Annotated in this window: 14 protein-coding genes and 1 pseudogene; 10 read left to right on the top strand and 5 right to left on the bottom strand. The window is 37.9% G+C overall.

Features of this window, described 5'->3' with window-relative positions; genetic code table 11:
* Positions 1-107: 107 nt before the first annotated feature.
* The 3 genes and pseudogenes from ACNR9Q_RS11210 to ACNR9Q_RS11200 all read right to left on the bottom strand — a co-directional run bounded on the left by ACNR9Q_RS11210 (position 108) and on the right by ACNR9Q_RS11200 (position 5,196).
* Entirely contained in the window at positions 108-584 is a 477-nt protein-coding gene (locus tag ACNR9Q_RS11210) for a SusD/RagB family nutrient-binding outer membrane lipoprotein (RefSeq protein ID WP_419214273.1), read from the bottom strand.
* A 324-nt stretch (positions 585-908) separates the two neighbouring features.
* Positions 909-1,796 (bottom strand): annotated as a pseudogene (locus tag ACNR9Q_RS11205) (SusD/RagB family nutrient-binding outer membrane lipoprotein); the annotation flags it as partial.
* 22 nt (positions 1,797-1,818) lie between these two features.
* Complete coding sequence (locus ACNR9Q_RS11200; protein ID WP_419211310.1) at positions 1,819-5,196, bottom strand: SusC/RagA family TonB-linked outer membrane protein; 3,378 nt, start codon at positions 5,194-5,196, stop codon at positions 1,819-1,821.
* Between the two features lie 707 nt (positions 5,197-5,903).
* Here ACNR9Q_RS11200 and ACNR9Q_RS11195 point away from each other — a divergent pair.
* The 9 genes from ACNR9Q_RS11195 to ACNR9Q_RS11155 all read left to right on the top strand — a co-directional run bounded on the left by ACNR9Q_RS11195 (position 5,904) and on the right by ACNR9Q_RS11155 (position 16,898).
* On the top strand, positions 5,904-7,412 hold the full coding sequence (locus ACNR9Q_RS11195; protein WP_419211309.1) for a sodium:solute symporter family protein: 1,509 nt from the start codon (positions 5,904-5,906) through the stop codon (positions 7,410-7,412).
* A gap of 1 nt (position 7,413) precedes the next feature.
* Positions 7,414-7,629: a hypothetical protein gene (locus tag ACNR9Q_RS11190; protein ID WP_419211308.1), complete on the top strand. Its 216-nt coding sequence runs from the start codon at positions 7,414-7,416 to the stop codon at positions 7,627-7,629.
* A gap of 18 nt (positions 7,630-7,647) precedes the next feature.
* Entirely contained in the window at positions 7,648-7,881 is a 234-nt protein-coding gene (locus tag ACNR9Q_RS11185) for a hypothetical protein (protein WP_419211307.1), read from the top strand.
* Positions 7,882-7,886: 5 nt separating this feature from the next.
* The gene (locus ACNR9Q_RS11180) at positions 7,887-10,490 is read left to right on the top strand and encodes a glycoside hydrolase family 2 protein (RefSeq protein ID WP_419211306.1); all 2,604 of its coding nucleotides are present in this window, start codon (positions 7,887-7,889) and stop codon (positions 10,488-10,490) included.
* Positions 10,471-11,757 (top strand): DegT/DnrJ/EryC1/StrS family aminotransferase, encoded by a 1,287-nt coding sequence (locus ACNR9Q_RS11175; RefSeq protein WP_419211305.1) that lies wholly within the window; start codon positions 10,471-10,473, stop codon positions 11,755-11,757. The genes ACNR9Q_RS11180 and ACNR9Q_RS11175 overlap by 20 nt, the downstream gene beginning before the upstream one ends.
* A 58-nt stretch (positions 11,758-11,815) precedes the next feature.
* Positions 11,816-12,634 carry a glycerophosphodiester phosphodiesterase gene (locus tag ACNR9Q_RS11170; RefSeq protein ID WP_419211304.1) on the top strand — a complete coding sequence of 273 codons (819 nt, stop codon included), beginning with the start codon at positions 11,816-11,818 and terminating at the stop codon, positions 12,632-12,634.
* Positions 12,635-12,708: 74 nt separating this feature from the next.
* Positions 12,709-14,487 (top strand): fibronectin type III domain-containing protein, encoded by a 1,779-nt coding sequence (locus ACNR9Q_RS11165; RefSeq protein WP_419211303.1) that lies wholly within the window; start codon positions 12,709-12,711, stop codon positions 14,485-14,487.
* A gap of 90 nt (positions 14,488-14,577) precedes the next feature.
* A complete protein-coding gene (locus ACNR9Q_RS11160) occupies positions 14,578-15,582 on the top strand; it encodes a Gfo/Idh/MocA family protein (protein ID WP_419211302.1) in 1,005 nt (334 codons plus the stop codon).
* A 353-nt stretch (positions 15,583-15,935) separates the two neighbouring features.
* Positions 15,936-16,898 (top strand): helix-turn-helix transcriptional regulator, encoded by a 963-nt coding sequence (locus ACNR9Q_RS11155; RefSeq protein ID WP_419211301.1) that lies wholly within the window; start codon positions 15,936-15,938, stop codon positions 16,896-16,898.
* Between the two features lie 4 nt (positions 16,899-16,902).
* On the opposite strand, the gene ACNR9Q_RS11150 is transcribed toward ACNR9Q_RS11155, so the two are convergent.
* A complete protein-coding gene (locus ACNR9Q_RS11150; protein ID WP_419211300.1) occupies positions 16,903-17,139 on the bottom strand; it encodes a hypothetical protein in 237 nt (78 codons plus the stop codon).
* Positions 17,140-17,159: 20 nt separating this feature from the next.
* Positions 17,160-17,654, bottom strand: coding sequence for a DinB family protein (locus ACNR9Q_RS11145; protein WP_419211299.1), 495 nt, complete (start codon positions 17,652-17,654; stop codon positions 17,160-17,162).
* 844 nt (positions 17,655-18,498) lie between these two features.
* Here ACNR9Q_RS11145 and ACNR9Q_RS11140 point away from each other — a divergent pair.
* Complete coding sequence (locus ACNR9Q_RS11140) at positions 18,499-19,953, top strand: BLUF domain-containing protein (protein ID WP_419211298.1); 1,455 nt, start codon at positions 18,499-18,501, stop codon at positions 19,951-19,953.
* Positions 19,954-20,059 lie beyond the last annotated feature (106 nt).

The following is a 20,059-nucleotide window of genomic DNA, read 5'->3' as shown; positions in this document are numbered from 1 at the left end:
TCACGACAAAAACTTTTCTATATAAAATTGCCTGGGGAAAACCCAGGCAATTTAAAAACTAACACTAACAACAAAATGTTATATAACTCTATTGCCTGTACTCTCTATCACCAAGGTTTTGCCACACCCTGTACGATCCATGGTCTTGCATAAGGACTGTCATTGGGATCGGTACTGCTATAAGGAGTGTCTTCTAATGAAGCCGCACCAACAGTATAATTAGCACTATTTATATTAATTTCATCACTAGGATAAACGAATCTCAAGGGCATAACATCTTCACGAGCAAATGGCCCTGCTTTTAAATCTGGTAGTCCTGTTCTTCTCCAATCCATATAAGCTTCATCTCCATTGAACATATTAGCAATCCATTTTTGTTGCATGATGATAGCCAAAGTACCATCAAATGCAACCCCAGTAGTTTTAATATAATCTTCATAAGCATCGCCAACACCCCACACCTCTAGAGAAGCCTTGATTCCTTCCAGGTAATTTCCTTCTGCATCAGAACCCCAGCCCCTTAACGCTGCTTCGGCTTTTAAAAAAGATACTTCGGCATAAGAAAACAATCTAGATTTGAGCAGGTTCCCACCATCTTCTTTCTGATTGAATACTTCGTTCATTCTTGATACATAAGGATTTGTACCACCTCTGGAACCTTCTGAATTTAGATTATACTCATAAGGATCAGTACTGCTAACTGCCACTGGCAGACCTACATACACGCTGCTCGTGTCAATTAGTTTTTTGCCTGCCAATAAATCTTCGGCGTAGGTTTCTTCAGCATATATGGCATAATCATTGGCCTCCAACGTTTCTTCATTGATATAGCGTACACCGTCGCTCTCCGCTATATCTCCCCCACCTGGTACCTCAGCTGCCGGTACAACTTTTGTAGGCACTTCAACCGGCGCGAACCAAACTGAGATTCTGGGGTCGTCCAATTCCTTTAATTTATCTGTTAAGGTGGTACAAGGCTTAACACGATAAAACTCTGATGCCGTACCAAATTGACCACTATTGGGCCATGATTGCTCTTTAATTCCACCAATATAGCTTAACACCAATTCATCATCGATTTCGCTGATCAATGGTTTTATAAGTGTTTTAGTCACTCCGGCTTGAGCAAAAGCGGGTAGTTTTTCAGATAATCGCATATAATAGCGTAACGCTAAAGAGTTGGCCAATTTTTGCCATTTTGAAGCGTCACCTCCATAAAATAAATCTTGGTCTTTAATAACTCCTTGATAATCTGAAGCACTTAAAAGTTCCGAAGCCGTTTCCAAATCTGCAATAATCCCCTTATAGACATCTTCTTGTGCATCGTAAGTTGGTCGTTCGCCTTCCAGGTCTTTCCCTTTTAAGGCATCCGAGTAAGGGATGTCACCATAGTAATCGGTGAGATTACCGAACAACATGGATTTCAAGACCAATGAAACCCCCTCATGAAAGTGTAAACCAAGCGCTACCGCCCTATCATAAGCCACTTTGTTCGTTCTTAATAATTCATAATTATCGGACCAGATGGTACCCGTCTCCCAATCATATCGATTGTTTGACCACGAATCACGTTGGGTAAACTGAGCGGCATTACCCGTGTCTTCACCATAGCCCCTTCTCGTCGTACTTGTGGCAAGCCCTGTCATTACGGAGCTCATTAATAGATTGGGATCGGCCAAACTTGGCTCGACTCCATTGGGGTTCTCATTTATTTCTACCAAGTCATCATCACAGGAAACTACAAGCAATAATGGAATCAATAGAAATGCAATAGCTATGTTTTTAACTGATTTCATATTCTTATTTTTTAATATTTATTTAGAAACTGGCGTTTAATTTGATACCTACTGGAATTGCCCATGGTTGAATATTGAACCGTTCAACACCCTGTGAAAGTTTTCCTCCAGAAGTTTGAAAAGCAGATTCTGGGTCTATGTCGATTCCCGCTTTGGTCCATAAAATGATATTACGGCTGAACAAGGAAAGTGATAAATTACTCATCCCGATTTTCTGAGAAAATTTTCTATCAAACGTGTAGCCAATTGAAATCTGTCTAAGTTTTACATAATCGGCGTCAAAAGTAGAAGCTCTTGTAAAATCCCAAGCATAGTTATCTCCATAGGTATGGTATTGTGTACCTGGCCCACCAAGATTTTCTTGGGTCGCCACAAAATTACCATTGTCATCATAAGAACCGATTACCCCAGGCAGAAATACACCATCATTTAAACCGTCAACTGGAAAACCACCATATTCAGCTGTTGGTCCACCAACCAGTGGATAAAACTCCCCGTTTGGCGATAAAAACCGATCAGCGTTATTTTTGATATAGGTAGGTATATCGCCCACATCGCTCAAGTCAACAACTTTATTAAGCCACCTCTTTGTTTGGAGGTCAGACTCATAGTAGCGATGCGTTTGCGAAACAAACTGCCCGCCCTTTCTCCAGTCAAAGTTCATGGATAAGTTCCAATTTTTATATTGTATAGAAGTTTGTAAACCTACCTTAAAATCTGGATTGTAATTTCCGATAACGGGAGCTACTCTTTTTCCATCTTCGTCAGATAGCTTACTATCACTATTCTCCCAACCTTCATCGTCTAACAATGGCCACCCATTATAGGGAGAATTAGGATCGTCTACCCTTACGAAATCGCGGTCAATAATCTGACCTACTCTTTCACCTACCCAGGTATATGCACCTCCTTTTGCTTCCCCCCAAAACTTTACAAAGTCGGTACCTTCGGCTAATTCGGTAATAATCGTTTTATTGGTAGAGAAAGTGAAATTCATGTTCCAACGTAAGTCTGTTTTATCAATTAGAATCCCTCCTAAACTGGCTTCATAACCCGTGCTGTTCAAATTACCTGCATTAAAAAGTTTTGTTGCCGCACCAGAACTAAGTGGAAGCGCTTTTTGAAATATCTGATTTTCATTATTTGACTCGTAATATGTAAAGTCCATGGTCAAGCGATTCTTAAATAGAGACAAATCGATACCATATTCGGTTGAGGTGTTAAGCTCTGCTTTAATCTTGTCGTTCTTCAAATCCTTAGGTACCGTCAATTGTGCAGCAGGACCCCAACCCCCTGAATTTTCGAGAATTGCAAATAAATTGTGCGGACTGGTATCATTACCCGCTTGTGCCCACCCTACCCTTAGTTTGAACAAGGACACTTCTGTACCGAGATTAAATATATTGTTTACCAAAATACTTGTTGAAACTGACGGATATAAGAAACTATTATTGCTCTCAGGTAATGTACTTGACCAATCGTTTCTAAGTGTTGCATCAACATACATCATGTCTTTATAACTAATATTACCTAGGGCATACAAGCTATTTACACGTTCTTTTGAATAGGTTTCTTTGTACTCAATATTATCTGCCGCAATATTCGATAAAATAAAAAGATTTGGTATAATCAATCCAGAACCTCCATTTTTAGTTTGGGTCGATAAATAACCATTACTTACGTTTCTAACATTACCTCCGCCCGATAATCCAAAATTAAAATTCTCAGATAATTTATCCCTATAGGATAATAAAAAATCAGCATTACTTTCAACCCCATCGATATTAACGATACCATAGGCTCCATTTCTCTCACTCTTGAAGCCACTCGAAATTTTAGTTTCCCGTAACTCACGACTATCATTATACGTATAACGTGCCATTAAAGAAAGTTTATCAGAAAATTTGTAATCTGCTTGAACATTACCATATACTCTCTTTCTCTTAAAGCCATTGTTAATTTCATTGGCAATAAAATAAGGGTTGTTATATTCAAACTCAGATGGATCATCGCCTAAATTATAAGGAGTGTTCTGAATTTGACCTTCTACTAACCTTTGATCTTCTTTCAACAAATAATCTTTCATATCGCGGACGTCAATATGAGGGTTGATATCATAAATTGCCTGCAAAGGGTTTGCATTTCTATCGGTCGTCGACGGTCTGTTATCTGCGCCAGAGACCACATAATTTAGACTTGAGGTTATTTTTAATTTGTCATTAACATCAAAACCACTGTTAATGGTAAAACTATTTCGCTCTAGATCAGAATTCGGTATAAAACCTTCATGTCTCATATTCGTATAAGACATACGATAGTTCATACGATCGGTATTGTTCTGGAGTGATATCGTATTGGTAGAAGTGATAGCAGATTCAAAGAAATTTTTAGCATTGTTCTTGCCTCTAGACGTCAATGGCTTTGGAACACCAACACCAGTTCTTATCTCTTCTGCGGTATAAGGCCATTGTATTGCACTCAAACCCTTATCCAATTCAGGTCCTACCCAGCCCGATGCATTTTCATCAATCTGTGTAATCGTAGGATCTGGTCGACTTCCATTTGCAAAAAGAGTATTCTTTTCCAAAAATTTATACGGTGTTTCATATACGTTACTAGAGCTAAAGGAAATGCCCAAGCCCTTACTTTTCTTACCCGATTTTGTGGTAATCAAAATGACTCCGTTACCCCCTCTAGAACCATATAATGCCGCTGCACTGGGCCCTTTTAATACTGAGACATTCGCAATATCATCTGGGTTAATATCACTAATACCGCCACCGTAATCTACGGCGACACCACTACCTACACTACCTATATTGGTAAGGTTACTTTGAAGTGGCACCCCATCGATTACATATAATGGTTGGTTATCGGTTGTTAATGAAGAGGCTCCACGCAAAACAACACTTACCGTAGAACCCGCACCACCAGTGGAATTAATCTGAACCCCGGAAACCCTACCGTTCAAGGCATTTAAAGCATTTTCTTGCGTAACGGTCGTAATATCACTCCCGTCCACTTCTGCCACCGAATACCCAAGGGATTTCTTCTCCCTAGAAATTCCCAATGCGGTTACGACTACCTCATCCAAGGCTTGGGAAGAAGTCTCCATCACCACATTTATAGTAGCGCGGTTACCGACAACTACTTCTTGAGTAGTCATCCCTAAATAAGAAAATACTAGAATTGCATCATCACCAGGCACTTGAATACTGTAGTTTCCATCAAAATCTGTAGAGACGCCCGTTATCGTTCCTTTCAGCACCACTGAAACGCCGGGCAATAATTCTCCATCAACGCTGCTGACGACTCCTGTTATCTCTTGTTGCGCATGTGCGATACCAAAAAACATGCTTAACAGAAGAAACGCCAACCATTGTAAGTTTCTTTTTTTCATAGTTGTTCGATTAAAATAATATTTAGTTTAGTTATTATACCAAAACAAATCTATTCTAAAATTTATGTTAAAACACATGGTATCATATTATATTCATATGATATTTTATCCCTTTACGCTGTTATTTAACCAAATATTTAATGTAAGGTTAATATTGCATTAGTTTCATCAATCCTCGATTATAGTAAAAATCCTACTTTTGTTTTAATGGATTTTATATGAACAACCCTTATTTAATGGGTAATTAGAGATGCTTACTACATTTTTATGACTTATACAAAAATTCCAATTCAATAGTGATAAAACTTCTATTCTCACTCCAATGGAAATTTTCAGGACTATCTAAAAAAATTTATAAGTACAAGGTAAAATCTAAGTAGTGTAAAATGGGTTATATACCAACAGTAGTTAGAATTGGTATAACTAAGATTCTCAGTAAAAATCAATGTTACTTTGTGCATTCTTTGAGGACTGTTCTTTAGGAAGAATTCATTAAACGTCAATAACAAAAAGTATCGGATTCGTCGAAATTAGGTCAATCTTGAACTTTTAACCATGAGTCCGATTATATATATTTTAACTCAATTATGTCATTAATCTATAAAAAAGCACGGTAAAAGATAATATAACATGTAAATAAAATAAGATATAACAAAGTCGCTATCTTCAATTCAAGTTAATTTGTGCGTACTAATAAAATGTAAATTATGCTCGCAGGAATTGATTATTTTATTGTTATAGCCTACATCGTTGGCATGCTGCTATTGGGTCTCTACTTTAAAAAGTTCGTCAATAATTCAGAAGATTATTTTCTTGGAGGCAAAAGCCTGCCATTTTGGGCCATTGGGATGTCCATCGTAGTATCGGATATCGGGGCCTTAGATTTTGTGGGTGTTTCAGGGCAGGCCTATCGATATGGTATTTCTGTAGGTAACTTCGATTGGGTGGGATCTGTTCCTGCCATGTTATTGTCCGCTTTTATTTTTATTCCTTATTTCTGGAGAGGCGGTATGTACACCATACCTGAATATTTAGGAAGAAGATATAACCAAAAGGTGAGAACCATTGCTTCCGTAACGTGGATACTGTTTTTTGCTTTGGATCTGGGGGTGCTTTTTTGGGCCAGTGCGGTATTGTTGAATGTACTTATGGGCTGGCCCATTTGGATTTCTATTATTTCCACCGCAGGAGTAGTTGGGCTATACACCTATTTTGGAGGCATTACTGCGGTTATAATGACCGATGTCGTACAATTTGTAATTATGTTCATAGGTGGGTTCGCGCTGGTGTTTCTAAGTTTATATGAGGTCGGAGGTTGGGATAATATGGTTGAAAAAATTAGCACAATGGGACCTGAATACCAAACCCATTTCGACATTATTCAACCTCAAGACACGAAATCCCCGTTCCCGTGGACCGGAATTTTATTCGGCCTAACCTTTGTAATGGCCAATGCGTACATGATCGGTAACCAGTCTATTGTACAACGCTGTCTAACTGCAAAAAATGAATGGCATGCAAAAGCAAGTATGATTTTTGGTTCTGCACTTAAAATGTTCATCCCCATATTGGTTTTATTTCCTGGTCTTATGGCGGTAGTAGTTCATCCTGGATTAACGGACGGCGATCAAGCATTGCCCTTAATGATCAAATCCATATTGCCACCAGGTTTGGTGGGACTAATGTTCGCCGCATTTTTCGCGGGCTTAATGTCTAGTGTAGATTCATTATTAAATTCGACGGCAACCTTATTTACGAAAGATATTTATGAGCCATTTATAAAAAAAGGTGCGGATGATAAGCATTATTTAAAAGTTGGTCAGATCGCGACTTTGGTGTTATTACTTATTGGTGTAGCCACTTCACCCGTAAGTAGTGATTTTCCGGGTATTTATGTGGCCATACAAACTTTTATGTCTTATTTCCAGGGACCCATATTCGCCATTCTGTTATTGGGTATATTTTGGAGAAGAACTACACAGTGGGGTGGTCTTTCCGCATTGATAGTAGGAATTGGATTTGCCATATACTTAAATGTATTTAAAGAACATTTTTTTACTATAGAAGATCCATTTCTTTACATTTCATGGTGGTCTTTCCTATTAGGTGTTATTATCAACGTAGTGGTCAGTTTATTGACTAAAAAACATACAGATGAGGAACTGAAAGGTCTGGTGTTTAGTTCAAAAATTTTGGTGAAAAATAAAAAACTATAATATGTTCAATTTTGATTGGCTGTCAGATGTATCGCAAGAGACTGCAAAAATGATATTTCTATGTTTGTATGCGGTAATAGGAATTTTAGTGCTGTTGTTACCCAATGAATATATTTATGAGGGCATAGCCAAAGAAAATCGGCACTGGTGGAATAATTTAAAACTATGGTCCATTGCTGTTCTATGCATATTGGCATCTATCTATAGTCATTTTTAACCCCTTACATATAGAAATATGGAAACAAACGAAAAAAATGCAGGAATCAAAGCTGCTCAAATTAACAATGCTCTTGGATTTTTCATTATATCATTTGGGGTTATAGTTCTTTTTGCAATGTTATATACCGAAACATTTGTAGAACATATGACCGATATGGTTGCTGGATTAACACTCATATCAATAGGAGGAGGTATGATATGGAAAGCAAAAACGACCCTAAAAAAATTAAAAACGACCAACGATAAATAAGTAGCATGCTAATGCGGTGTCTAAAAATAGAACTACGAGAAAATTGGAAGATTCAATCGTCTAAGCACGTATCCCGAACCGGAAATCAACTTTCCCTTGACCCTACGCTTTCTGAAAATTGGTTGCCTACCAAAGTTCCCTCTACGGTTTTAGGAGCTTTGGTTGCCAATGGCATCTATAAAGACCCTTATTTTGGGGAAAACCTAAAGAATATTTCTTCCGAAGAATTTAAAATTTCGTGGTGGTATACGACTTCTTTTGAAATTGATGAAGCACAAGCCGAACTCGATGCCAGTTTAAATTTTGACGGTATCAATTACAAAGCCAATGTTTGGTTGAATGGGAAACGGATTGCAGATAGCAAATCCATAAATGGCACATACCGTATAACATCTTTCAATGTCAGCCATGCCATTACTGCCGGTAAAAACGTTTTGGCCGTAGAGATTATACCTCCTAAACCGGGAGATTTCAGTACCGGTTTTGTCGACTGGAATCCAGCTCCACCAGATGGAAATATGGGTATATTCAGGCCTGTAACACTCCACTTATACAATGATGTGAGAATTAAGAATCCTTTTGTTCAAACAAAGGTAGATTTGAAAAGTCTAAATAAGGCAGCATTAACAGTTTCAGCGGAATTACACAATACTACAGACGCTACTGTCACAGGTACATTAACCGGTCAAATAGAGAAAATACGTTTTGAGCAAGAAGTGACCATTGATGCCAACTCGTCAATGTTAATCGAATATGACCCAATGGCATATCCGCAATTAACCTTTGACAATCCAAGGCTTTGGTGGCCAATTCATTTAGGAAATCCAGACCTTTACAAACTAGAGCTTCAATTTATAATAAATGAAAAAATATCCGATGCCACACAAATTACGTTTGGTATCCGTGAAGTTGAAGACTATTGGCTAAATGACATTCACCGCGGCTATAAAGTCAACGGTAAAAAAGTCTTGATAAAAGGTGCCGGGTGGACAGATGACCTTTTCTTAATGGATACCGATGACAATATTGAGGCGCAAGTCAAATATGTCAAACAAATGAATTTGAATACCATTCGTTTAGAAGGGTTTTGGGGAAAAAACCACAAACTCTATGATCTTTGCGACGAACATGGTATTCTACTCATGGTTGGATGGAGTTGTCACTGGGAACATGAAATTCATATGGGCGTACCGGTGAACGAACGCTACGGCGGCGTTTATAAAAAAGATGACGTCGAACTTGTAGCCCAATCGTGGGAGGAGCAGCTGATCTGGTTACGCAACCACCCCAGCATATTCGTATGGACGGTTGCCAGTGATAAAGTACCCCTCACAGAATTAGAACAAAAATACATTGATACCTTTTCAGAATATGATCCTACCCGCCCCTATCTAAATTCAACGGGAGGAGTTGGAAGTGATCAACATGTAATTGGCAGTGAAGATGTCATTAGCGAAATCAGTGGTTCTTCTGGCGTAAAAATGTTAGGACCTTACGCTTATACCGCTCCGGTTTATTGGTTTACCGATACTAAATTTGGAGGAGCCTATGGATTCAATACAGAAACGGGTCCGGGAGCCCAAGTACCGCAATTGGAGAGTTTAAAGAAATTTATTCCCGAGGACAAACTTTGGCCAATAAATGAAGTTTGGGATTATCACTGTGGTCGATATGAGTTTGCCGACTTAAATCGTTTTACCACAGCCATTAATGAACGATATGGAACTCCGTCGAATATTAATGATTTCGACAAAAAGGCACAGGCCATGAACTATGAATTGATGCGCCCCATGTTCGAGGCCTTTCAAGTTCATAAAGATAAATCAACAGGAATTATACAATGGATGCTGAATGCGGCTTGGCCAAAAATGTATTGGCAGCTCTACGATTATTACCTTATGCCTACCGGTGCATTTTATGCCACGCAAAAAGCTTGCGGCCCTTTGCATCTCGTATACAATTATGGGGACCATAAAATTTACGCTATAAACGATTATTCGTATACCATTAAAAATTTAAAGGCCAGGATCCGTATCTATGATATAAAATCTGAATTGCTTGTAGACAAAATTATTGCCTTTGATATTTCCGGGGATACAGTTCGTCCTTTATATACAATTGAAGAATTAGATAACCTATCCTCGACCTATTTTGTTGACCTGAGAATAGTTGACAACACAAGCAAGGAAATCGACACTAACTTTTATTGGCTTTCTACCCAAGTGGAAGAATTGGACTATGAAGCAGATTTAGGCGACTTTGCCTTTCATACGCCAAGTAAAGTCTATGCCGACTTTTCATTGCTCAATACACTTCAAACCGTAGATATTGATTTGGACTATAGTTTTGAAATGATTGATAATCAACGTAAAATAACTATAAAACTTACGAATACAGGAGATGTAATAGCTTTTTTAATCAACCTTAAGTTAGTGGATAAGACTACCCAAGAATCTATCTTACCTATTTTCTGGGAAGATAATTTTATAAGCTTACTACCTGGAGAAGAAAGAACACTAAACGCAACGTTTAACTATAACGCCAATGCCGAACTAAAAATTGAAGCTTGGAATTCAAATAACATTACTTATGAAAAAACTAGCCATTAATGGAGGAACTCCCTGTCGTGATATAACAATACAACCATGGCCTAAATGGCCCGTTTGGGGCAAAGAAGAAGAAGTCGCCTTGATCGATGTTCTTCATAGTGGAGTATGGTCCTATAATGGCCCTAAGGAAATGGAGTTCAATAGACTTTTTGCCGAATATACAGGGGTTAAACATGCGATTTGTACCGTAAATGGTACCATAACCTTACAAATTGCATTGGAAGCCTTAGGTATAGGTGTTGGGGATGAGGTGATTGTTCCTGGTCTAACTTGGCAAGCAACTGCAGCAACTGTGATTGACGTCAATGCCATTCCAATTCTGGTAGATGTCAGCGAGGACAACTGGTGTATTGATCCTAAGGAAATAGAAAAAGCGATAACTCCCAGAACAAAGGCCATTATACCTGTTCATTTATACGGAGCTTTTGCGGATATGGACGCGATTATGGCCATTGCCAAAAAACATAATCTCTATGTCATTGAAGACTGTGCACACAAGCATGGGGGTGAGTGGAACGGCAAAAAAGCTGGGAGTATTGGAGATATAGGTAGTTTTAGTTACCAATTATCCAAACATTTGACCTCGGGCGAAGGTGGTTCCGTTACTACCAATAATACAGAACTGGCCAATAAATTAGATGCACTACGCAATTGTGGACGAAGACCGGAAGCAGATGCTTTTGAAGGAGTGGATAAGGGTGCAGGGGATTATGGAGATGACGACGGAAATTTTATCCAGTCGGGAAATCTTAGGATTACCGAATTTCAAGCCGCTATTTTAGTGGAAGGGCTTAAACGCTTACCGGCACAAAACGAAAACAGGGATGCCAATGCAGAGTACTTGAACTCCTTACTTGCAGAAATCCCGGGGGTCTCACCTATTGCAAGAGATAAAAGGGAAACTAAAAAGGCATACTTCAATTTTGCATTTAAGTATTCTAAAAATGAATTTAAGGGGCTTCCCATTGAAAAATTCAGAAATGCTTTGCAGGCTGAATTGGGCTTAGTGGTAGATTCCAGTTACGAGCCGCTGAACAATTGTTCTTTATACGTACCGCACACGAAACCATCCAGACATAAATTAAACGATGTCTATTGGGAGGAAATTGACCCAAAAAGATTTTCATTACCGGTCTGTGAACGTATTTTCAAGGAGCAGTCCGTATGTGTGCATCACAAGGTATTAATGGGGTCTACAGCAGATATGGACCTTGTCGCCGAAGCTATAAAAAAGATTTATGAGCATGTAAGTGAATTGTTGGATTAAAAATTATCCCCTCCTTTCCAGACAATACCGGCTTATTGAAGGAGAAATAGATAAACATATGAAATCAGCACTAGTTATTGCTTTTCTATTGATGCATGCCACGCTTCTTTTTGCGCAAGGTTCTTTTGACAGAGAAGAACATTACATTTTACCAAAAAATGGAATTTGTGCCCATAGGGGAGCCAATGAAACACATCCTGAGAATACCATTGCCGCGTTCAAGGAGGCTATTCGACTTGGGGCGCAAATGATCGAGTTCGACGTTCAAATGACCAAAGACAATCAATTGGTGATCATGCACGACGATAAAGTGAATAGAACGACCAATGGTCACGGAAAGGTGCGTCATCTTTCGTTACGTAAAATTAAAAAGCTAGATGCAGGAAAATGGAAATCCAAAAGGTTTAAAAACGAGCGTGTACCTACTTTAAAAGAAGTTCTTGAAATTATGCCTACCAATATATGGCTCAATATCCATTTAAAGGGAGATGAAATTTTGGGAATAGCAACAGCAAAAGCCATTATGGCTTCGGGCAGAATCCATCAGGCGATCATAGCCTGTGAAAGTGAGGCTGCGAAAGGTGTTAGAAAAGTAAATCAGAATATTAAGATATGCAACATGGAACGCTTGGCTTCTAGAGCAGATTATATTGATGGAACTATAGATAATGGCTTTCAATTTCTTCAATTAAAAAGTAATAGGGATGATGAAAATAGAATGACGGATTTGAAAAAGTTAAAAGAGCATGGAATCCTTATCTGTTATTTTCATGCTGAAGAGGAAATTAAAGTAAAGGAATTATTGGAGGCAGGGGTTAATTTTATTCTTACCAACCATTTATCGGATATGTTGGATGCTTTTTCCAGAACGAGGTAATCGTCTTGTTATTCAAACGAGCATTATTATAAAAATTATCGAAAAAATCAGAGTCCGAAACCCCTAATAGTAAAATGAAAAAGTACATACTAGTTTCTGCTATATTTCTAATTTATTCCTGCTCCCAAACCGAAAAACAAGAGCAAAAGAACAACGCCTCCGTAAAGGGCGTAATGGATTCGGTAATCACAAGATTGTACGAAGAAGTAGAGCCCAAGGCCTATGATTCAATTGATGATAATTTTATACTCAACTTTTTGAGTGATAACGAGAAATCAGTGCTTGCCACCCGATATCAATATTTTAAGGTGAACGTGCCTGTAACCGTTTCATTGATGAGACATGTTGATCAAGTTACGGTACCTTTTTGGCTAAAAGAAAGCGGATTTATAAAAACCAATGACATCGTCAAAAATGAAGTATACGAGTACGAAGTCTGGCAAAAAGATTTTAACGCGGGTTGGGTAAATCTTGGAATACCAGGGTTTGACAAGGATCGGGTTGTCTATTTTATTTCGGTAGGTCCAAAGAATAGTACTGATGAACTCAAGATCACCGAACGTTATCCTGAAAAATATTCGTTGGAAGTGTTTGAAAAAGGAGCTTTTACATACCACGACTGGTCCGACCTTAAAATTACGGAGCTGCCCAAAGAACTTGTGGGTCAAGTATTATTTACCACTGTTAGGGGAAGAGCTAGGGAAGCACATGTAGAAGGAGCTTTTCGAAAAACAATATTCCCATCTTCCAACCAACCCGATCAGATTATGCTAACCTGGAGTGGGGATCCTTCAAATTCCATGGATGTTCAATGGAGATGCAACAGCACCGTGAAAGATGGAACGGTACAGTATTGGAAGAAAAATTCAAATGACACACTTTCCTCGAAAGCTAAGGTATCTGTTATGGAAGATCGAATGCTATACAATGATAGATACATTAATCGGTTTACATCAAACCTAAACCACTTAGAGGCCGACATGTCCTATGAATACCGAGTGGGTTCGGCAGCATCTAAATCATGGTCTACCGTCAGGAATTTTAAAACTGAAGCAAAGGATTCCAAGGAATTCTCTTTTATATGGTTCGGAGATACCCATAGAGATCCCAAATGGGCCGAACTTCTTAATGATGCTCACCTTCGACATCCAGAAACTTCATTTTATTCCATTGCAGGGGATCTTGTAAGCACAGGACTCTACCGCACCGAATGGGACCAATTTTTCGGGTACTCAAAAGATGTGTTTTCCTATAAACCATTAATGCCAGTTCCAGGAAACCATGATCGCCAAGATGGATTGGGTGCTTGGATGTATTATCAACTATTTAGTTTGCCTGAAAACGGACCTGAAAAAGTGGATCTTGAAAGTACCTACGCGTTTCGATATGGTAATGCCTTACTTCTAATGATCGACGCTACACAACCCAATGAAGCGCAAACCCGATGGATAGAAGATCAATTGAAAAATTCAAATGCCACTTGGAAATTCGCCATGTTTCATTTTCCCCCTTACAATTTTGAGGAACCTTATTTAGATATTCAACAAGAATGGGGCGGCTTATTTGATACCTATCATGTTGATATGGTCATGTCTGGTCATATTCACTATTATATGCGTTCCAAGCCCATCAATAATGGTACTGTTGTAGATTCTTTTGCAGATGGGACCGTTTATGCCGTATCCATAGGAACACATGGTAATCATGATGATATAGGTGAAGAACCATACGCAGAAAAGAGATTCAAAGATGGTCAATTTTACCAATATATGACCTTAACAGACAAGACGTTGAAATACACAACCTACAACAAATTAGGAGAAATGGTTGATGAACTTTTAATAAAGAAATAACTATGAAATGAGCATGACTAAAAATTGGTCGCAAACACCAATGAAGATATGCCTATTACATATGACCGTTAAAAAACAAAAAAGCTATATATGACAACAAGAATAGCCCTTATCGGCGCAGGATTTATATCAGATTTTCATGCGCGTGGTCTTCAAGCACAGCCTAATGTGGAAATAGTGGCCGTAGTGTCCAAAAACATTGATAATGCCCGAAAATTTGCCTTGAAATATAACATCAAAGAGGCATTGAACGATATAACACCCCTTGTTACCAAAGAGGATTTAGACGCCGTGATCATTAGTACTCCCAATCAATTCCACGCCCCTTATGCCATAGCCTTTTTGCAGAACGGCAAGGATGTTTTTCTTGAAAAACCCATGGGGCTGAATCCACAGGAAGGACAACAAATTGAGGAAACGGCCAAAGCCCATAACCGATTGGTAATGGTTGGCCATATGTGGCGTTTTGATATCGATACAAATTATATCAAAGCCGAAATCGATGAAGGAAAACTAGGTAAAATATTTAAAACAAAGGGATACGGCATTCATGAGAATTGGGGACCAGAAGGATGGTTCACCAAAAAGGAATTGGCAGGTGGCGGCGCGCTTGCCGATATGGGTGTTCATGCCATCGACACGGCAAGGTATCTACTAGGAGACCCAAAACCGAGCAAGGTTTACGCTAGAATTTCTACACGGTTTGGAGATTATGACGTAGATGATACTGGAATCATGGTAATCACATGGGATAACGGGGCGGAAAGTATTATTGAAAGCGGTTGGTGGCATCCGCACATGGATGGACCCGAAGCGAGTACAGGTGTATATGGAACCAAAGGATATGCAAGTTTATTTCCAACACTGTTGAAATTAACGAAGGGTTTAGAATCTTCCGAACAAATTGTTCCCGATCTTCCCAAGCGAGAAAGTCATTGTGATCAAATCATCTATACCAAACAAATGGAGCATTTTGTAAACTGTATTAAGACGCGGAGCACCCCAATACCAGGTATAGCAGAAGGACAAATTGTATTGGATATAGTAAATGCGGCTTACTTATCTTCGCAGACGGGTGAAGCTATCAACCTTTAAAATAGTTATCAAATTAAGAGCCCAATTTTTTTGTAGAAATTTTTGGTGATAAAAATTGATATTTAAAACGTTCGCATTTAAGCGATTTTTATTTTTAGACTGAAAGAATTCGCAACCTTTATTTAAATGACTCTTTTAGCCGACTTTTTTAAAAACTGGTTATCTTAGAAATTAGATAGCTTTTTCCTTAAATTTATATTGCCCTATGATTTTTACTATCTTTCTTTAGAGTTTAGGTAAATGAATGCAATGGGTTTAAAATACTATTAAAAAAAAATTAGGACGTGCACCTGTTGTTTCTCTAAACGGGTAATTTTAATTCAATACTGTCAGCTTATAAATACTAAATGGTAATGGAACCTTTAAACCGTTTTGATCGTATCGTTGCCATTTTCACCCACTTACAATCAGGCCGTATTATTAGGGCCCAAGACCTTTCTGAACGGTTTAATGTGAGTTTGCGTACTATCTATAGAGATATCCGCACTTTAGAAACATCGGGGGTTCCAATTTCAGGAGAGGCAGGTGTGGGATACTCCATTATGGAAGGGTATCGATTACCACCTATTATGTTCACGCTAGAAGAAGCCACGAGTTTTGTTACAGCAGAAAAGTTGATGCAGCATTTTACCGACAAACAATTAGGAGGGCATTTTAAAAGTGCCATGTACAAAGTAAAATCGGTATTGCGAGGAAAATCGAAAGACCAAATAACGGCTTTACAGTCAAAAATTTGGATTACTCCGGCGCAGGACCTCTTCAACGATAAGTTGCCAGACGCACTTGAAATCGTTATGCAAAGTATGGCAGAAAAGAAGCAGGTAAAAATTCAGTACCGTGCATTTATCGCTGATGATATTACAGAACGCGTTATTGAGCCTGTCGCCTTGTATCACGAAAACAACTACTGGTATATAAAAGCTTGGTGCCATCTAAGGTTGGCCTACAGACAATTTAGAACCGATAGAATGATTATGATTGCCCGTACAACCCTTCCCTTTTCCCAAGACCATACGCACCAAGAACGCAAAGAGCAGCATGAAGATTGGGGAACTTTGACCAAAGTAGTTATTCGAATGGCTAAAGACAAAGCACGTTTTATTCAGAATAGTAGAAAATACTATGGTTTTGAATCAGAACAAATAATTGGAGAGCAAGTTGAAATGGTCTTTATGACCGACCCCATGAATTCAGGTATTGCCAGATGGTTTGTGATGTTTGGCGACTGTGCCGAAATTTTAGAACCCCCCATTTTAAAACAATATGTGAAAGATATACTGAGGGATATTCAGAAGAACCTTCAAATGCAGGAGTAAAAGTTCATTCGATTTTAACGGTTACAATGTCCTCCAGTTCCTCACAAAAAAAATTCATTCGATTCAGTAATTCAACAACTTCCGAAACCTTGAGGAAATCGGACTCGATCCGAAGGATGTGGTCACAATCCTCCAGATCAAAATTCCAATTAGCACGTCCTCTGGACAATTGATCCAAAAATGGTTTCAAACGTTTTACTTCTTTTTGCTTTCTTACCGAAGTTTTAAGAACAAGTATCATATGTTTTTATACATCTATTATTATCGTTCCCAGAAAAACGGCGGTTCGATTCCCAAACTACGTAGGTAGACATAGGCCTGACCACGATGATGAATTTCATTGTCGATAAAATAAAAAATAGAGGACCATACCGTTCCTGGATATTGCCCGAAGGTTACTATGTCATCCCTAAACCGCTCATCACTAACCTGTGCCCAATTTTCGTTTATGTCCGCTGTAGCCTCATCCCAAAGCTCCAATACCCGATTTTTATCTCCTTTAAAATCGATATGATGAACTTGTTCCTCCATTTTACCGCTAGCGATCTGTCGCAGACCTGGAACAGCAATTGAAAGTAATTCTTCAATGAGTTGAGAGGCCGTTCGCATGCCTCCGATCGTATAATTGAAAAACTCCTTTTCTGGAAAGATTTCAATCATTTTTCGGGTTAGTCTGCGATGCCCCTGCCAATGTTCCAAGAGTTCTGAGCTAGTAATAATAGGTGTGGTGATTTTAGATGATTTTGTTGTTTTCATTTTTTTTGCTTTTTTATTTATTCTGTTGTACAAATGTAAAGGCAGCCTGTGACAACAGTTTGTCAGTAGTGTCTTGGTAATTAAAAAAAAATAAAAACTACCCCAATTCATAACATATGGCTTAGAAAAATATTAAAGCGCGTCTCTTTAGTATTTTTAATTAATTAGAACTTTTTTCAGTACGTCCTGAAGGATCTGTTCGTCAAGGTTTAGCTCGGGCACCAACTTCTTCGGCCGAGGATTCTCTTCTTCGAGGTACTTCAACCTATGTAGTTCTGGTACACCAAGCTCCGTATGTTTCTTCTTCAAATTGTAAAAGTAGCCTCACAGATTCTCGTCTAACGGCAGACCCTCATAGATAAGGTTCCCTTCCCTATTTGTTTAATCGAACAATAAGATTCGATTCTGAATGCTTTGATGGTTTAATGCACAAAATACTTGTTTAAAGCCAAACATTTATTCGCCCCCTTTTCTCTAACTTAAAACCGTCTGGATTATCTGGAGGAAATCACTACACAAACCTACCCCTTCTTAAAAAAGGCATTTACTGTTCAAGGATTATTATGGATTAAATCACCTAACGAATTTAATATCTTCATTCATTGAGCGAGCCCCCTATATGTACTTTTTTCAAATCTGTTAACTGATATAAATAAATCTGTTTTTTGCGTATCACTAAGATTAACCCAAGTAATATTAATAGTCTATAAATTTTATTCAAGCCTCTATTACTTCCAATAACTCATTTAGGTTTCTGAAAATTATATTTCTATTTAAAATGAAAAAATATATTAATTTTATAAAAAAAATTGGTACTTATTATCCATCAACCTATTGATAAAGAATGCTATACATTGATTACAATAATCCTTTTGATCAACTTAGAAAAATTGCTTTTCACCTAGGTGCGGATTTTAAAGAAAATGAAGATTCTGCCATTTTAGAATTGAACAACCGTTTTGGAAAAGGCCAAATTATAACCTATAATATCTTTAAAGGTCTTTGTGTACGTGTTTACAACATAACTTTTTTTGAGGAGATTAAAATTTCAAAACAAGAATATGCTGCAAATACCATCTATTTTTTATATTGTGTCAAAGGACATTTCTTTCACAAGTTTGAAAGTGAGACCCAAGAGATTAAAATAAGTCAAAAACAGAACATTATCCTTTCAAGCATTACCAATGTCCCTAATGAGATAACCTTTCCTGCCAATGTAGAAATAGGTATGAGTGCCATTTTCCTTAAACAAGATCTTACTATTTCAGACAAAAAAAGGAGGACGATCTTAGAATCTGCAATTGAGGATATCACCGCCTTTATCGATAAACAAAAGCCTTTTAGCTATTACGGGGAAATTAGTCCGATTACGAATAAATATGCGAAAATTGTTGTTGAAAATAAGCGTAAAGATGCTGTAGGAAAACTTTTGGTAGAGGGAGCCGTAATCAATACTTTGGCCTCACAGATAGAGCATCACGATAAACATAAAGATTTTTTAAAAATAGGTACTCCGTTAACGAATACCGAAACATTAAAGATTTCTGAACTAGCTGAATACATTGCTGATAATATTGACAAAAATCTGAAAATAAAAGATTTGTCTACCAAGTTTTCTTTGTCGCCTAAAAAACTACAAGCAGGTTCACGTTATCTTTTTGGTGAAAGTCTTGGTAATTTTATAACCCATCTAAGGCTTGAAAAAGGAAAAGAAATCATTCAGCATACCGATCTATCTATTTCTGAGGTTTGTTATAAAGTTGGTTTTTCAAGTAGAAGTTATTTTTCGAAGTCTTTTGCAGAGAGATTTGGAGTGCTACCAAGTGAATTTAAAAATTCTTTAATGAATGATTCTCTGGTTTATCAACTTACCTACAAATCTACCATGGTCGATGACATAGGTGTACAGGATATCGAGGATATAGAATCAGAAGCAATAGAACACAATTCAAAACATGATATAACCGGTTGTTTGGTTTGTAAGGAAAATAATTTTTTTCAAATACTAGAGGGTAGCAAGACCGATGTTCTTTCCATTTATGATAAAATCAAAAAAGATCACCGCCATTTTGATGTCCAATTAATTTCAAGAAAATTTAATTCTAACCGATTGTTCCCCAAATGGAGTATGGCTTTAATTTCCAACAGGGATAAATTATGGGATACTTTTGAGGATAGGGCCATTAACCTAAATATTGATGACGAATTAGTCTCGGAAAAAGAAATGAATATGAGTAATACCATATTTTGGAGGAAAGTGCTAAACTTTATCATCATATCAAAAACGGAGAGCGTTTAAACGTTTGCTAGTTCTCGTCATTTTTTAAATCTCTACACAGTCATTTTGTCAAAAATGGTATAGATTGTAGGTTCTAAATCTTTGGTTTAGGAGATAATTTCAAGAT

This window comes from Maribacter sp. X9, from assembly GCF_048537565.1.
Lineage (GTDB): Bacteria > Bacteroidota > Bacteroidia > Flavobacteriales > Flavobacteriaceae > Maribacter.
This window is presented reverse-complemented; position numbering and strand designations above follow the sequence as displayed.

What these genes read in the sequence shown, in the direction of transcription:
- ACNR9Q_RS11150 (WP_419211300.1), bottom strand. Translation starts at nt 17,139, where the DNA reads ATGATACTTGTTCTTAAAACTTCGGTAAGAAAGCAAAAAGAAGTAAAA.
- ACNR9Q_RS11160 (WP_419211302.1), top strand. Translation starts at nt 14,578, where the DNA reads ATGACAACAAGAATAGCCCTTATCGGCGCAGGATTTATATCAGATTTT.
- ACNR9Q_RS11165 (WP_419211303.1), top strand. Translation starts at nt 12,709, where the DNA reads ATGAAAAAGTACATACTAGTTTCTGCTATATTTCTAATTTATTCCTGC.
- ACNR9Q_RS11170 (WP_419211304.1), top strand. Translation starts at nt 11,816, where the DNA reads ATGAAATCAGCACTAGTTATTGCTTTTCTATTGATGCATGCCACGCTT.
- ACNR9Q_RS11145 (WP_419211299.1), bottom strand. Translation starts at nt 17,654, where the DNA reads ATGAAAACAACAAAATCATCTAAAATCACCACACCTATTATTACTAGC.
- ACNR9Q_RS11190 (WP_419211308.1), top strand. Translation starts at nt 7,414, where the DNA reads ATGTTCAATTTTGATTGGCTGTCAGATGTATCGCAAGAGACTGCAAAA.
- ACNR9Q_RS11175 (WP_419211305.1), top strand. Translation starts at nt 10,471, where the DNA reads ATGAAAAAACTAGCCATTAATGGAGGAACTCCCTGTCGTGATATAACA.
- ACNR9Q_RS11200 (WP_419211310.1), bottom strand. Translation starts at nt 5,196, where the DNA reads ATGAAAAAAAGAAACTTACAATGGTTGGCGTTTCTTCTGTTAAGCATG.
- ACNR9Q_RS11195 (WP_419211309.1), top strand. Translation starts at nt 5,904, where the DNA reads ATGCTCGCAGGAATTGATTATTTTATTGTTATAGCCTACATCGTTGGC.
- ACNR9Q_RS11180 (WP_419211306.1), top strand. Translation starts at nt 7,887, where the DNA reads ATGCTAATGCGGTGTCTAAAAATAGAACTACGAGAAAATTGGAAGATT.
- ACNR9Q_RS11140 (WP_419211298.1), top strand. Translation starts at nt 18,499, where the DNA reads ATGCTATACATTGATTACAATAATCCTTTTGATCAACTTAGAAAAATT.
- ACNR9Q_RS11155 (WP_419211301.1), top strand. Translation starts at nt 15,936, where the DNA reads ATGGAACCTTTAAACCGTTTTGATCGTATCGTTGCCATTTTCACCCAC.
- ACNR9Q_RS11185 (WP_419211307.1), top strand. Translation starts at nt 7,648, where the DNA reads ATGGAAACAAACGAAAAAAATGCAGGAATCAAAGCTGCTCAAATTAAC.